Raw genomic sequence first — 14,339 nt, 5'->3', positions numbered from 1 at the left:
TAAGCCTGCCACAGCGCACCGGCTCCTCACCGGCCGCCGGGAGCCGCTTGAACGGATCTGCAATATTGTCCGGAACCATGCGAGCCAGGCGGTTTTTGTCATGGCAGGGCCGGGTATTGGAAAATCGTCCCTGACGGAGGGGATCGCGGAACGCCTTGGCGGGGACCTGAATGTTCTGCAGCTGCACGGCAGTTCCGCCCTGGCTGCCGTGCCGTTCGGCGTCCTCACTCCCTACACCGGCGAGTTGACTGCCGAGGAGTCTGTCTCTCCGGTTGCCGTCCTGCGGTCCATGTGGAGCTACTTCGAAAAGCTGAAGGCAGGAAGCGGAGCCCCTGTCCTGCTCCTCATTGATGATGCGCATTACCTGGACGAGGCTTCGGCCGGTGTGATTGCGGACCTGATCTCGGCCGGATGGGCAACAGTGGTTGCGGCTGCCAGGCCGCGGCCGGGCCTTCCGCAGCCACTGGACCAGCTCTGGTACGACGGCCTGGCCGAACGCGTGGACCTGCGCCCGCTGAACCGCGACCAGATCGAGGAAGTCCTGGCCCACGTTCTTGACGGGACAGTGCCGGATGCCACCGTGGACGCCGTCTGGAGCGCCTCCGGGGGCAACCCCCGGCTCCTGGACGCCCTGCTCCACGACGCCGCAGAGGCCGGAATACTGGCCAAGCGGAACGGAATTTGGGTCCTGCTGGGGTCTTTGCCCACGGATGGCGTCCGGCTCACGGGAGTTGTTACCAAGGATCACCTCCGCCGCCGGCCGGAGGAACAGGAGGCCCTGAAATTCATTGCCCTTGCCGGGCCGGTGGGCCGGAAGGTCATCGAAGACATTTGCGGCGCGCCGGTGGTCCGCTCCCTGCTGGATCAGCAGATGGTGGTCGAGAATTCAGGCGTCCCCGCTGAACTGACCGTCTGGAACAGCCTGTTCGCGGAGGCCATCAGAAACACCATTTCGGTCTCCCGCAGCCTGCAGCTCCTGGAAAAGATCCGGGAACACAAGGATCCCGCCACCCTGCGGGGAGAAGGCCGGCTGCGGTCCGTGGAGTGGTCCCTTGAGTGCGGCCTGCGCGTACCCGACGCCGAGATGCTGGACGCCGCACGCGAGGCACTGACCCGCTTTCGGAACCACAGCGCCCGCGCCATCGCTGCCAAGGTCCAGGACCCCGAGTTCCTTCCCCTTGCCCATGCCGTCCGAGCGCGCGCCCTGTACAACGAGGGCTCGTATGCGGACGCTGCGGCCCTGCTCGACGCCTGTTGGCTCCAGCTGGCAGGCCACCCCGAGGGTCCGTCCGTCCTGCTGCTGAGGGCGGCGGCCCATCAGGCAACGGGACGCCCCCTGGCGGACCTGGCAGAGGAGGGCGGGGAGCAACACGCTGGCACAGCGGAGCCCGCAGCATGGTGGCTGGAACAGCTCTTGCAGCTGCTCCAGCTCGGTGCGGACATGGATGCGGAAGGATTGCGCGGCCGCGTAGCGGACATCAGGAACCGCAGCTCCACCGAAGAAGAGGTGCCGGTCAGGGCTGTCGGGGAGGCGCTCCTGGCACATGCCCTGGCCGCAGCGGGCAAGGCCGCCGAAGGACTCGAGGCAGCGCTTGTGGCGTCCGCGGAACTGCGGCCCCTGGAAGGGAAGCTGTTTTTCTTTCCAGAGTTCGTCCTGGGGCGGCTGGTCGCCGATTACCTCGCCATGGGGGAATGGCACTCCGCCGAGCGTGAGATCGAAAGCTACGCCGCAGGGCATACGTCCTCGGCCGCCACTTTCAATGGCAGCCTGCAGGTGCTGCGCGGCTACTCCCTGCTGCGGCAGGGCCGGATGGAACGGGCCTACCAGCTGCTGCTGCCGGCGGTGGAAGCGTTGCGGCTCAACGATCCGCTCCAGCTGTTCCGCTTCGGCTCTGCGCTGGGCTTCTATGTCGCGGCGCGGCTGGGAGACACTGCCCAAGGGAAGCGGCTGGAACAGGACTACAAGGATGCCTTGGCAGGTGCCCCCGCCCATGATTTCCTTGCCCGCGCCTACGCTGCCGCCGCGTCAGAGTACCTGTCCAGGGACGGCAAGGGCCTGGCTGCGCTGCACACGCTGATGACCACCCATGAGGCCTCCACGAGGGCCGGCACCCTGCTGGAGCTGCTCGGACTCGGCTGGGACCTGGGTGACCCCTCCGTGATCCCCATGGTGCAGAGGGCAGCTCACGGCGTGGAAGGCCGCTGGGCAGCCGCCATGCTGAAACTGGCCACGGACTGGGAAGCCGCTGACGGGGATGCGTTGATGGATACCGCGGCCTCGCTGGAGGAATCCGGTTTCGTCAACCTTGCACGTGAGGCCTACGCCCGCGCCAGCACCGTGCTGGAGCAGTCAGGGGAGCGCCGCCGCTCCAGGCAGGCCGTGGCCCAGCGCGAAAAGTGCGACCACGAACTGGGCGAGCGGTTCCGGGAGGGCCGTTTCATTGCCGCCACCCCGGCCGTACAGCTCACCCGCCGGGAGCAGGACATCGTCGAGCTTGCCGTGCAGGGCCTCACCGACCGCGAGATTGCCCAGCGGCTCATGGTCTCTGTCCGTACGGTAGAGGGACACCTGTACCGCACCTACGTGAAACTCGGTGTGCGCAGCCGGGACGAGCTCGACGCAGCGCTCCCCAAGTAGCCCCGGCAGCCGGTACCGGAAAAGACACCCGCCCCCGCTGTGCCCAGGCGGCGCAGCCGCTTTTGCCTGCCCGCCTCTGCTTGATGGACGTGGTGGCCACCCGCCGTCGCAAATCACCCTCCCGGGTATATGCCGGGCGGTCCCGGTAGTACTGGCTCGCGGAATTCGAGTACTGCCTACTCGTGTACCTCCCGCCGCCGCAGTATTTACTTAAGGAAGCAAAGGACGCGGCGGAAACAAAGCCGCAGAGCATGCTGAGAGCAGTACAAGGCTCCTTGAGTTTCCGGTCCCCCGTGACCGGGCCAGACGGGGCCGGCGACGTCAGAGTCTTCTGAGACCGAGACTCTCCCCCCAGCCGTCGCCGGCCCTCCATTCCGCGGGCTGAAGCCCGGAGCGGCTGTGGCGGCTACCCTTCCCGGGCGGCCGCCACAGCCGTGCTGTGGGACAATTGAGTGTCATCCGTTGGCATCTCAAGGAGTTAGTCTTGGCCGTAGTATCAACGCCAGCCACACTGGAACGCGCCTTGCCGGCCATGGATGACGCCGAGGTACTCCGCATCCGGAACGACTTTCCCGTCCTGAACCAGCTGGTCAACGGCAGGCCGCTCGTCTACCTCGACTCCGGCGCCACCTCACAGAACCCGCTGAGCGTCATTGAAGCCGAACAGGAATTCTACGAACAGCGCAACGCGGCCGTGCACCGGGGGGCGCACCACCTCGCCGTCGAGGCCACCGAGGCCTTCGAGGATGCCCGGCAGACCATCGCGGACTTTATCGGCGCGGATTACGCGGAGACCGTTTGGACGTCAAACGCCACTGAAGGCCTCAACCTGCTGAGCTACGCGTTGTCCAATGCAGGGCTATGGGCCGCCCAGGGCCGGGGCGACGCCAGGCTCAAGGAGCTCGCACTGAGCCCGGGTGACGAAATCGTGGTCACGGAAATGGAGCACCACGCCAACCTGATCCCATGGCAGGAACTGGCTTTCCGTACCGGTGCCACCCTGCGCTATATCCCCGTCGACGACGCCGGCCACCTCCGCATGGATGCTGCCGCAGAGATCATCGGCGCCCGGACCCGGGTGCTGGCGTTCACCCACGCGTCAAACGTCCTGGGCACCATCAACCCCGTCGCCGACCTTGTGGCCCTCGCCCGCCCGGCCGGCGCCCTGGTGGTCCTCGACGCCTGCCAGTCCGCCCCGCACCTGGCCCTGGACGTCAAGGACCTTGACGTGGACTTCGCCGTGTTCTCCGGCCACAAAATGCTGGCACCCACCGGGATCGGGGTGCTGTACGGGAAGCAGGAGCTGCTGGATGTCCTGCCGCCCTTCCTGACCGGCGGCTCCATGATCACCACCGTCACGATGGAACGTGCCGAGTATCTGCCGGCACCACAGCGCTTCGAGGCCGGAACGCAGCGGATCTCCCAGGCCGTGGCCCTGGCGGCTGCGGCCAACTACCTGACGGAAACCGGGCTGGACCGGATCCATCAGTGGGAAGCCGGGCTCGGCCAGCGTATGGTCACCGGGCTTGAGTCCCTTTCCGGAATCCGGGTCCTGGGCCCCGCCGCGGGCCAGGAACGCATCGGACTGGCTGCCTTCGACGTCGAGGGTGTCCATGCCCATGACGTGGGGCAGTTCCTGGACTCACGGGGGATCGCCGTGCGTGTCGGCCACCACTGCGCGCAGCCCCTGCACCGCAGGCTGGGCCTTACTGCCACCACCAGGGCCAGCGCATACCTGTACAACACGACGGACGACGTCGACCAATTCCTGGATGCCGTAGCCGGCGTGCGGGCCTATTTCCGCGCTTAGCGGGGAAGACCGAAGGACACCATGAGCCTTGACCAGCTGTACCAGCAGATCATCCTGGACCACTCAAAGGCCCGGCACGGCAGTGGACTGGCCGGGACAGAGGCCCCTGAGGGCGCTTCCACGGGCCAGTCCCACCAGCTCAACCCGGTGTGCGGGGACGAGGTCACCCTGAGGCTCGCTGTCGCTGACGGGAAAGTGGCCCAGGTTTCGTGGGACGGGGCGGGTTGTTCGATCTCCATGGCCTCCGCGTCCGTGCTCAGCGAACTGGCGGAGGGCATGACCGTGGCGGAGCTCCATGAAGTGATTGACAGCTTCCGGGAGGTTTTGCGCTCCCGGGGGAAGGTCCCTGCGGATCCGGCGCTGCTGGGCGATGCCGCGGCGTTTGAGGGTGTGGCCCGCTACGCGGCGCGGGTCAAGTGCGCCATGATTTCCTGGGTTGCGGCGGAGGATGCGCTGAATCAGGCCGCCTGACCCGGTCCTGCCGGCGCAGGTTCCCGCCTAATACCGGGAAGGCCCTCGTCCCAGCGGGACGAGGGCCTTCCTCATGCAGTTTGTTAGCCGGCCAGCGCCAAGATGCCGATCACGGCAGTGGCCGCGCCAAGCACCATGGAGACGCCCACCAGCACCACGTGGACGGTGAGGAACTTCGTGGCCTTCCCGGCGGAGTCCCTGGCGCGCGGATCCTTCATGACCCGGCGCAGGAACTGCGGCCAGACCACCAGGGACCATACTCCCGCAATGATCAGGACCAGTGAAGCGAAAACGGGCAGCTCCATGAACTAGTGGCTTTCCAGCCAGGCCTGCGCCTGCTTGGCCTGGAGGTTCAGGGCCTTGGACACCATCGGCTCCGCTGCATCCGCGATCTTGCCGCCGAGGAATGGAACGGACGATTTCACGGCGCCCTCAAGCTCCACGCGGGTTCCGCCGGCGTCTGCCACCAGGCGCTGAACGGCGGTGACGTCCACGGGGGCGCCGGCGATCTTCAGCGAGATGTTGCTCTGGCGGGAGCCGTCCGCTGCGGGGGCGTCCCAGTTCTCCACCTGGGTGACCTTGAGGTGCTCACCCACGAACTTCCGCGCGATCTCGGGGAGGCGGGTGGTGGGAAGGGTGCGCACGGACGTGGCGCTGAACGCTCCGGCGACGTCTCCGTCCACGGTGAATGACTCCAGCGAGCCGCCCACCAGCTGGCTGACGTGGCGCTGGAAATCTTCGTTCACCAGCACAGCTGCGACGCTGTCGACGGAGTGGGGAAGGGTGGTGGTTGCGCTCAAGGCCATGGGTCCTCCTGGGACGTGGGGGTCGGATTAGGCTCCAAACATCCTACGGTGTCCCGGCCGCGTGCTCCGCATCCGCGATCTCACGGGCGGCCCGGGTGATGTTCCTGGCCATGGCGGGAAAGATCAGGCTGTGGAACGGAAGGACGGCCAGCCAGTACAGCCGGCCGCTGAGTCCTTTAGGAAAGAAGATGGCCCGCTGCCGGTAGCGGCTGCCGTTCCCGTCCGGCTCCACGGAGAGTTCCAGCCAGGCGCGCCCCGGGGCGCGCATTTCCGCGCGGAGCCTCAGCAGCCTTCCGCGGTCAATCCGTTCAACACGCCACCAGTCCACCACCTCGCCGGCCGCAAGGGTGTGGGGGTGCCGCCTGCCGCGCAGGAGCCCGGCGCCCCCGGTCAGCTTGTCCAGCCAGCCGCGCACCTGCCATGCCAGCGGCAGGGAGTACCAGCCGTTCCGGCCGCCGATCCCCTCGATGACCGTCCACACCTTCGCGGGATCCACGTCCCCGTGGAACGTCCGCTCATCGATGTACACCTTGTGGCCGGCCCACTCGGGGTCGCTGGGCAGGGGATCGGAAGCAGCTCCGGCGTTTGCCCAGGTGGTTTCCACCTGCCCGTCACGTTCCTTGCCGAGCGCCAGGGCGACGGCGGTGCGATAGTCGGTCAGGCCGCCGTCGGGCTGCGGGATGTATTGGTCGATGTCGTGCTCGTCGGACACGGCATCGTGCTGCAGGGACTGGACCAGCGGCATTGCCATGGACAGGGGGATCGGCGTGGTGAGGGCAACCCACATGCCGGCCAGCTTCGGCGCCGGGATGGGCAGTGCCAGCACCGGGCGGTAGGGCAGGCCGGCCTCGGCGGCGTACTCCTGCATCATCCCGGCGTAGGTGAGGACCTGCCGGCAGCCGACGTCGAACGTGCGGTTGAGCGGGCCGTCCAGCGATGCGGCGGAGACCAGGTAGTACAGGACATCGCGCACGGCGATGGCCTCGATCCGGTTCCGGACCCAGCTGGGCGCGGGCATCAGGGGGAGTGTCTCGGCGAGGTGGCGGATCATCTCGAAGGACGCCGAGCCGGAGCCGATGACCACGCCCGCCTGGAACACGATGGCGTCCACGGGGCTATCCAGGAAGACTTTCCCCACCGCTTCCCTGGACCGCATGTGGGTGGACAGTTCGACGCCCGTGGGGTGCAGCCCGCCCAGGTAGACGATCCTGCCAACGCCCGCGGCGGCTGCGGCGTCCGCGGCCGTGCGCGCCATCGCCTGCTCTTTCGCTTCAAAGCCCGCACCTGCTGCCATCGAGTGGACCAGGTAATACAGGACGTCGACGCCGGCCAGCGCCTGGCGGAGGGCGTCGCCGTCGTCGAGGCTGCTCTCCACCACGTCCACCCGGTCCCGCCATGGCACCCCGGCGATCTTGTCCGGTGAGCGCACCAGGACCTTGACCCTGTGGCCGGCCTCAAGGAGCTTGGGCACCAGCCGGCCGCCGATGTAGCCGGTAGCCCCGGTGACCAGGACCGTTCTGGAGGTGCGGGCGGTGTTCCCGGGTTCGGTCATGCTGACTCCTTAGTGTCCACAGGCCATTCGGAGCGGCCTGCTGTTTGGACTGCCTGTCGTGCGGCCCGTTGCCGGCGGGCCCCGCCCTGCCAGCCTATCCCCGGGCCGGCTCGCATTGTCGCTGCTGCGCGGTAGGCTGGGTTTACCCGGGATTCGAAGAGAATTTCGGGTTTTCGCGTTGCCTGCCTTTCGTTGCACACCACAGGAGCTTTCTGCCATGAGCCTTCCAGGCCCGTCCAACGCCGGCCACACCAGCAAGGGCCCATCGCTGGACGGACTGCGCCGCGCCCTCGCCGCGGACCAGACCTTCGCCCGCGTCCGCGCCGAGGCCGCCCGTGGGTTCGAGGTCCGGGGCCGGGACTACCAGATCAGCGCACCCGCCGGGCTTCGCCCGCTGCTGCTTGCCGAGATGGCGGACGGCGTGGCGGCCGCCGCGGGCGAAGGGCACGACGACGGCAGGCCTGGCGTCGTGCTTGCCGTCACCGCAACCGGCCGCGAGGCCGAGGACCTGACTGCGGCGCTTCGGGCGTACCTTCCTGCGGACTGCGTGGCCGAATTCCCCAGCTGGGAAACCCTCCCGCACGAACGCCTCTCGCCGCGCTCGGACACCGTGGGCCGCCGCCTCTCCGTCCTGCGCCGCCTGGCGCACCCGGAAACGTCCGCGTCGGGCCCGCTTCGGGTGGTGGTGGCGCCCGTCCGCGCCGTGGTCCAGCCGGTGGTGGCCGGCCTGGGCGAGCTGGTCCCGGTCACCCTGAAAGTGGGCCAGGAGAAACCCTTCACGGAGGTGGTGCGGAGCCTGGCGGACGCCGCCTACGCCCGGGTGGACATGGTGACGCACCGCGGGGAGTTCGCCGTCCGCGGCGGCATCATCGACGTTTTCCCGCCCACCGAGGACCACCCCATCCGCGTCGAGTTCTTCGGTGACGAGGTGGACCAGATGCGCTGGTTCGCGGTGGCAGACCAGCGCTCGCTGTCCTCGCCCGGCCTGCACCACCCCACCGAACTGCATGCCCCGCCGTGCCGGGAAATCCTCATCACCCCGGCCGTCATGTCCCGGGCAGCCACCCTCAAGGCGCAGCTCCCGGCAGCTGCCGACATGCTCGAAAAGATCGCCGGCGGTATCACCGTGGAGGGCATGGAATCCCTGGCACCCGTGCTGGTGGACTCCATGGTCCCGTTCGTGGAGCAGCTGCCTGCAGGCTCCATCTCGGTGGTCATCGAGCCGGAGAAGGTCCGGACCCGGGCCCACGACCTCGCCGCCACCAATGAGGAGTTCCTCGAGGCCGCCTGGTCCACCGCCTCGGACGGCGGGGCGGCGCCGCTGGATCTCAGCTCGCAGGCAAGCGCCGCGCTCCATTCCGCCAGCTTCCGCTCCCTCACGGAAACGCGGACCTCATCCCTGGAGCACGGGGTCTCATGGTGGTCCATCACGTCGCTCGCGCAGGACGAGGAACTTCTCCCGGACATCGACGTCCTGAACCTGCATGCGCGGGAACCGCGCGGCTACCAGGGCGATGTGGCCGAGATGATGGACTTCATCGGCTCACATGTCCGGGACCAGTGGCGGATCGTTGTCGCCACGGAAGGCCCCGGTCCTGCCCAGCGCCTGGCAGAGCTGTTCCATGAGAACGACATCCCGTGCGCCCGCGTGGACACCCTGGACCACGAGCCCCAGGCGGGCATCATCGAGGTGACCACCGCCGCCGTCGGACGCGGTTTTGTCCTGGACGGGCTCAAACTGGGCCTGCTCACCGAAGCCGACCTGCTGGGCCGCACCTCCGCCGGGTCCACCAAGGACATGCGCCGCATGCCCTCCAAACGCCGCAACGCCGTGGACCCGCTGCAGCTCGTGGCGGGGGACCATGTGGTCCACGAACAGCACGGCATCGGCAAGTTCGTGGAGCTGATCCAACGCAAGATCACCGTCGGCGGCTCGAAAGATACAGCCGGGGTGCGCGAGTACCTGGTCCTCGAGTACGCGCCGTCCAAGCGCGGCGCGCCGGGGGACAGGCTCTTCGTTCCCACGGACCAGCTGGACCAGGTGACCCGCTACGTGGGCGGTGACACCCCCGTCCTGAGCAAGATGGGCGGCGCGGACTGGGCCAGCACCAAGTCCAAGGCCCGGAAAGCCGTCAAGGAGATCGCCGGCGAGCTGATCCGGCTGTACTCGGCCCGGATGGCGTCCCGCGGGCATGCCTTCGGCCCGGACACTCCTTGGCAGCGCGAGCTTGAGGAAGCCTTCCCCTACGTGGAGACGCCGGACCAGCTCACCACCATCAACGAGGTGAAGGCGGACATGGAGCGCGAGATCCCCATGGACCGGCTGGTTTCCGGCGACGTGGGCTACGGAAAGACCGAGATCGCCGTGCGCGCCGCATTCAAGGCGGTGCAGGACGGCAAGCAGGTGGCCGTGCTGGTGCCCACCACGCTGCTGGCCCAGCAGCACTACGAGACGTTTACCGAACGGTTCTCCGGATTCCCCTTGCGGGTCAAGGCACTGTCGCGGTTCCAGGGGACAAAGGAAACCAAGGAGACCGTGGAGGGCGTCAAGAGCGGCTCGGTGGACGTCGTCATCGGCACGCACCGGTTGCTGTCCAAGGACTTTGCCTTCAAGGACCTGGGCCTGGTGATCGTGGACGAGGAACAGCGCTTCGGCGTGGAGCACAAGGAAGCTCTCAAGAAGATGCGCACCAATGTGGACGTGCTGGCCATGAGCGCAACCCCCATCCCGCGCACCCTGGAGATGTCGCTGACGGGAATCCGCGAGACATCCACCCTGGCCACCCCGCCGGAGGAACGGCACCCGGTCCTGACCTACGTGGGTCCCTACACGGACAAGCAGACCTCCGCGGCCATCCGGCGTGAGCTGATGCGCGAAGGCCAGGTCTTCTTCGTCCACAACCGGGTCTCCACCATCGAGCGGACCGCGGCGAAAATCCGTGAGCTGGTCCCGGAGGCGCGCGTCGAGGTGGCGCACGGCAAGATGTCCGAAAGCCGCCTGGAGCAGATCATCGTGGACTTCTGGGAGAAGCGATTCGATGTGCTGGTGTGCACCACCATCATCGAAACCGGGTTGGATATTTCCAACGCCAACACCCTGATCGTGGACGGCGCGGACAAGTACGGCCTGTCCCAGCTGCACCAGCTCCGCGGCCGCGTGGGCCGGGGCCGTGAACGCGCCTACGCCTACTTCCTCTACCCGTCCGAGAAGCCCTTGGGCGAGGTGGCGCTCGAACGGCTCAAGGCCGTGGCCACCCACAACGAGCTCGGTGCCGGCATGCAGCTGGCCATGAAGGACCTGGAGATCCGCGGCGCCGGAAACCTGCTGGGCGGCGAGCAGTCCGGCCACATCCAGGGCGTCGGCTTCGACCTCTACATCCGCCTGGTGGGCGAGGCCGTGGCTGACTTCCGCGGCGAGGCCGAGGAGAAGGCCGCCGAGATGAAGATTGAACTGCCGGTCAACGCGCACCTTCCGCACGACTACGTGCCCGGGGAGCGGCTCCGCCTCGAGGCGTACCGCAAGCTCGCGGCTGCGCTCACGAATGAGGCAATCGACGAAGTCCTGGCGGAACTGGTTGACAGGTATGGCGAGCCGCCGCTCCCGGCCCGGAACCTGGTGGCCGTGGCCCGCTTCCGGGTGGGAGCCCGTGAAGCCGGGCTGTCCGATGTTGCCCTGCAGGGCAACTTCATCAAGTTCTCGCCGGCCACCCTTCCTGAATCCAAGGTCATGCGCCTGAACCGGATGTACCCGGGGTCCCAGTCCAAGCCCGCCCTCGATGCCGTGCTCATCCCCAAGCCGAAGACCGCGAGGATCGGGGGCCGGGACCTGCAGGATGCGGAAATCCTGGAATGGGCCAACGGCGTGATCCGGAACATCTTCTCGGACCAACCGGTCACTGTCGCGCCGACCGGGAGCTAGCACTTGATGGGAGGACACCACGCCGCGTCGGGAGCCGCGGCGTGGGTAGCTATTGCCTCAACCGGGCCCTACACCCTTGGCTGGTACCCGCTGGACGCCACTGGCATCCTGATCGGCGGGATGGCGACGGCGGGAACCGCCCTCGTGTGCGACTGGGACCACCGGCACAGCACGGTGGCAAATTCCCTGCCGCCGTTGTCCAATGTGATCGCGGTCGGGATTGAAAACGCCAGCGGCGGGCACCGCCAGGGCACGCACTCCGTCCTCGGGGCAGCCTTTTTTGTCCTTCTCGCCACCCTGGCAGGCCAATTCCAGCTGGAAACGGACTGGGGACTGCTGTCCGTGGGTGCGGGGCTGCTGTGCATGTTCATGATCAACATCGCGGCCAAGGCACTGAAGCTCTTTCCGAAGGCGGGGTTCATCAGCAACTGGATCTTCGCGCTGACCATGGCCGGCCTGGTCACCTGGTTTGCCCCGGACCAGTGGACCTGGCTCCCCATTTCGATGCTGACCGGCGTTGTGGTCCATATCGTGGGCGACCTGGTCACCACGGGAGGAGTGCCGCTGCTGTGGCCACTGGTGGTCAGGCCGCCCAAACCCCTGCGGCGGGTACCGCTGCTGCGCCAGGTCTGGCGGCCCAACGGTGCATTGTCCCTCCCGCTGCTGGGCCGGGCGGGGTCAAAACGCGAGTGGCTTGTCCTGATCCCGGTGAGCGCCTACGCCATGGTGGGGATGTGCATGGCCGGCTGGTCCATAGCGCACAGCCACTGGGGCCGCGCGGCAGAGGCAGCGGTGGCCTGGGCCCGGCTCTGGCTGTAATGCCCGGGCGGCGTCCGCCGGGCATACGACAAAACCCCCGGACAGCGTCCAGGGGTTTTGTGCTGGCTGGTTGGTGTGGGCTAGTGCTCGCCGGCTGAGTCGGAGCGTCCCAGGACGGTCTGCGGAATCCAGAAGGCCAGGGCGAACAGCGCGATGCAGACAGCCATCGGCCAGGGGTTGTCCAGCGTGAGGAAGGAAAGCGAGTACACGGCACCAAGGAACAGCGCGATCATGACCACAAAGAGGAAGACACTGGTTCCCAGCTTGTTCTCGTTCTGCGGGGTCTGCAGCGTGCCCTGATGTGCTCCGCGGCTGGAATCCGTGCCGTCGTTGGACGCCATAATCTTGCTGGACATTCGTTCCTCCTCGGCCCCTCGGGGCTCAATCTGTGGCCGCGTCCGGTTGCTGTCAGTAGCCGGATGAACCCTGTTCACCCTTGACAATGGCAATTCCGGAGCTCGCACCAATACGTGTTGCACCTGCTGCAATCATAGCCTGCGCGTCTGCAAGGGACCGCACCCCGCCGGAGGCCTTGACGCCCAGGCCAGGCCCCACAGTCCTGCGCATCAGGGCGATGTCCTCCACCGTAGCGCCGCCGCCGTTGAAGCCCGTTGAGGTCTTCACGAAGTCTGCGCCTGCCTCCACTGCGGCTTCGCAGGCAAGGACTTTCTGGCTGTCGGTGAGCAGCGCGGTTTCGATGATGACTTTCAGGATGGCCCCGCTGGCGTGCACGGCCTCCGCCACCGAGGCGATGTCCTCGACAAGCGCCCCTTTGTCCCCGGCCCGGGCGGCGGCGATGCTGATGACCATGTCCACTTCGTCCGCACCGTCCAGCACTGCGCCCCGGGCTTCGAAGGTCTTGACGTCGGTGGGGGTGGCACCCAGCGGGAACCCCACCACCGAGCAGGTCAGGACGCCGGATCCCTTGAGGGCCTTTTTCACCGTTTTGACCCAGATGGGGTTGACGCATACGGACTTGAAGCCGTATTCAGCTGCTTCCGCACAGACCTTGAGGACCTCAGCCTCACTGGCCTCCGGCTTCAGCAGCGTGTGGTCGATGAAGGACGCTATGCTGCCGGAGCCCGCGGCGCCGGTGGCTGCAGCCTGAACGGAAGGGGTGGCTTCGTTGCTCATGATGGTCCTCTCCAAGGGCCTGTGGGCCGGGCGTTGTAACGCCCGCGACTCGTTTCGCAACCATCTTGCCATACGCTGAAGCGGCCGGAACCACCCCCGACTAACGGCAACGCGCGGTCAGTTTCCGCCCAATCCGAGCCGGTTATCGGGCGGGGAGTGACCCCGCGTTGCTTGATCAGGCCGCCGTCAGCAGCTGGGTGGCACAGGCTCCCGCAGCGGACGCGGCGGCCACCAGGAGTCCCAGCCGGACGCCGTCGAACGCTGCAGCGTCTCCGAGGGCCCAGATGCCCGGTACGGACGTCCGGAAGTCATGGCTGATCACGATCCCGCCGGTGGCCGCCGTCTCCAGGCCGGCACTGGCGGCGAGGTCGTCCCGGGATTCGCGTTCCTCGGCGAGGACCACCAGGTCGCCGTACATGCTGCTGCCGTCCTCGAAAACCACCCCGGAGGCTGCAAAGCCCGAGGTTGACGGGGCAGGGATCACGGAGGCCGGGCGGGCCGTGGTGCGGATGGGCCGCACGCCGCGGGCCCGGAGGACCGCCTCTGCCTGGCCGGCTGCGGCGCCGGTGCCCACCAGGATTCCCAGCGGACGCCGGCCCAGCTCCCTGGCCACCTGGCTCACGGCCTCGCCGACGCGGGCGGCGTCGTCGATGGTGGAGTAGCTCAGGCACTGGCCCGCCCCCTCGACGGGGCTGGCCACGGGCGCCGAGCCAGTGGCGATGACCAGCTGGTCGTAGGCAAATTCCATGCCGTCCGCCGTGGCCACCGTGCGGTTCGCGGCGTCGATGTGGCTGGCCGGCTGCCCGAACCTCACCGAAACCTGGGGCAGCATCGCCAGCTCCAGCAGTTCCGCCGGGGTGTCGTCCCGGTTGCTCAGGACTGTGATGGTGCCGGTGAAACGTGCCCGGTCAAGCTGGCTGACCAGTGCCTGGGCAGCCGGGCCTGCACCTGCGATGACGATGCGGGTGGCGGGAGCGGCGGAGGTAGAGGGTGCCGGAGCGGACATGTGCTGGCCCTTTCGCTGGCGGCCGGGAACGGCCGTAACTTCGTGATGGACCCAGCGTAGGCCCGCGCCTTTTCCGGGGTGTTTCCCCGCAGTTGCTGTTTATCAGGGCTGTGTTCGCCAGTATTTACCGGCCGGTAACAGAACCCGTGACGTGCCTCTCATCCGCGTGCGCGGCTGACACATG

General features: G+C 67.6%; 11 protein-coding genes. 5 read left to right on the top strand and 6 right to left on the bottom strand.

What is annotated here, in order from left to right; genetic code table 11:
• The first annotated feature begins 100 nt into the window (after window positions 1–100).
• The 3 genes from GK109_RS03645 to sufU all read left to right on the top strand — a co-directional run bounded on the left by GK109_RS03645 (window position 101) and on the right by sufU (window position 4,919).
• On the top strand, window positions 101–2,638 hold the full coding sequence (locus GK109_RS03645) for a LuxR C-terminal-related transcriptional regulator (RefSeq protein WP_157238704.1): 2,538 nt from the start codon (window positions 101–103) through the stop codon (window positions 2,636–2,638).
• A 484-nt stretch (window positions 2,639–3,122) separates the two neighbouring features.
• Window positions 3,123–4,448 (top strand): SufS family cysteine desulfurase, encoded by a 1,326-nt coding sequence (locus GK109_RS03640; RefSeq protein ID WP_157238703.1) that lies wholly within the window; start codon window positions 3,123–3,125, stop codon window positions 4,446–4,448.
• A 21-nt stretch (window positions 4,449–4,469) separates the two neighbouring features.
• Window positions 4,470–4,919: a Fe-S cluster assembly sulfur transfer protein SufU gene (gene sufU / locus GK109_RS03635; RefSeq protein WP_157238702.1), complete on the top strand. Its 450-nt coding sequence runs from the start codon at window positions 4,470–4,472 to the stop codon at window positions 4,917–4,919.
• Window positions 4,920–5,002: 83 nt separating this feature from the next.
• Here sufU and GK109_RS03630 read toward each other — a convergent pair whose 3' ends face one another.
• Genes GK109_RS03630 through GK109_RS03620 form a run of 3 tightly spaced genes read right to left on the bottom strand, consistent with a single transcriptional unit; the run spans window position 5,003 to window position 7,277 of the window.
• The gene (locus GK109_RS03630) at window positions 5,003–5,224 is read right to left on the bottom strand and encodes an SCO4848 family membrane protein (protein WP_157238701.1); all 222 of its coding nucleotides are present in this window, start codon (window positions 5,222–5,224) and stop codon (window positions 5,003–5,005) included.
• Window positions 5,225–5,227: 3 nt separating this feature from the next.
• The gene (locus tag GK109_RS03625) at window positions 5,228–5,725 is read right to left on the bottom strand and encodes a DUF2505 domain-containing protein (RefSeq protein ID WP_104997260.1); all 498 of its coding nucleotides are present in this window, start codon (window positions 5,723–5,725) and stop codon (window positions 5,228–5,230) included.
• 43 nt (window positions 5,726–5,768) lie between these two features.
• Window positions 5,769–7,277 carry an SDR family oxidoreductase gene (locus tag GK109_RS03620; RefSeq protein ID WP_157238700.1) on the bottom strand — a complete coding sequence of 503 codons (1,509 nt, stop codon included), beginning with the start codon at window positions 7,275–7,277 and terminating at the stop codon, window positions 5,769–5,771.
• A gap of 217 nt (window positions 7,278–7,494) precedes the next feature.
• On the opposite strand from GK109_RS03620, the gene mfd reads away from it, so the two are divergent.
• Complete coding sequence (gene mfd, locus GK109_RS03615) at window positions 7,495–11,196, top strand: transcription-repair coupling factor (RefSeq protein ID WP_157238699.1); 3,702 nt, start codon at window positions 7,495–7,497, stop codon at window positions 11,194–11,196.
• Window positions 11,197–11,202: 6 nt separating this feature from the next.
• Window positions 11,203–12,015, top strand: coding sequence for a metal-dependent hydrolase (locus tag GK109_RS03610; RefSeq protein WP_157238698.1), 813 nt, complete (start codon window positions 11,203–11,205; stop codon window positions 12,013–12,015).
• A gap of 80 nt (window positions 12,016–12,095) precedes the next feature.
• Here the strand turns inward: GK109_RS03610 and GK109_RS03605 are convergent, their stop codons facing one another.
• From GK109_RS03605 to GK109_RS03595, 3 genes are all read right to left on the bottom strand, one after another.
• Entirely contained in the window at window positions 12,096–12,371 is a 276-nt protein-coding gene (locus GK109_RS03605; RefSeq protein WP_197432393.1) for a hypothetical protein, read from the bottom strand.
• A gap of 52 nt (window positions 12,372–12,423) precedes the next feature.
• Window positions 12,424–13,149 carry a deoxyribose-phosphate aldolase gene (gene deoC, locus GK109_RS03600; protein WP_157238697.1) on the bottom strand — a complete coding sequence of 242 codons (726 nt, stop codon included), beginning with the start codon at window positions 13,147–13,149 and terminating at the stop codon, window positions 12,424–12,426.
• Between the two features lie 175 nt (window positions 13,150–13,324).
• Window positions 13,325–14,155, bottom strand: coding sequence for an FAD-dependent oxidoreductase (locus tag GK109_RS03595; RefSeq protein WP_157238696.1), 831 nt, complete (start codon window positions 14,153–14,155; stop codon window positions 13,325–13,327).
• Between the last annotated feature and the right edge of the window lie 184 nt (window positions 14,156–14,339).

Origin of the sequence: Pseudarthrobacter sp. GA104, assembly GCF_009741265.1 — a bacterium.
Taxonomy (GTDB): domain Bacteria; phylum Actinomycetota; class Actinomycetes; order Actinomycetales; family Micrococcaceae; genus Arthrobacter.
Note: the sequence above shows the minus strand (reverse complement) of the source record. Positions and strands in the feature narration are given on the sequence as shown.

Coding starts and splice junctions, on each gene's coding strand:
- GK109_RS03625 (WP_104997260.1), bottom strand. CDS start 5,725: ATGGCCTTGAGCGCAACCACCACCCTTCCCCACTCCGTCGACAGCGTC.
- mfd (WP_157238699.1), top strand. CDS start 7,495: ATGAGCCTTCCAGGCCCGTCCAACGCCGGCCACACCAGCAAGGGCCCA.
- deoC (WP_157238697.1), bottom strand. CDS start 13,149: ATGAGCAACGAAGCCACCCCTTCCGTTCAGGCTGCAGCCACCGGCGCC.
- sufU (WP_157238702.1), top strand. CDS start 4,470: ATGAGCCTTGACCAGCTGTACCAGCAGATCATCCTGGACCACTCAAAG.
- GK109_RS03630 (WP_157238701.1), bottom strand. CDS start 5,224: ATGGAGCTGCCCGTTTTCGCTTCACTGGTCCTGATCATTGCGGGAGTA.
- GK109_RS03610 (WP_157238698.1), top strand. CDS start 11,203: ATGGGAGGACACCACGCCGCGTCGGGAGCCGCGGCGTGGGTAGCTATT.
- GK109_RS03595 (WP_157238696.1), bottom strand. CDS start 14,155: ATGTCCGCTCCGGCACCCTCTACCTCCGCCGCTCCCGCCACCCGCATC.
- GK109_RS03620 (WP_157238700.1), bottom strand. CDS start 7,277: ATGACCGAACCCGGGAACACCGCCCGCACCTCCAGAACGGTCCTGGTC.
- GK109_RS03645 (WP_157238704.1), top strand. CDS start 101: ATGGCAGGGCCGGGTATTGGAAAATCGTCCCTGACGGAGGGGATCGCG.
- GK109_RS03605 (WP_197432393.1), bottom strand. CDS start 12,371: ATGTCCAGCAAGATTATGGCGTCCAACGACGGCACGGATTCCAGCCGC.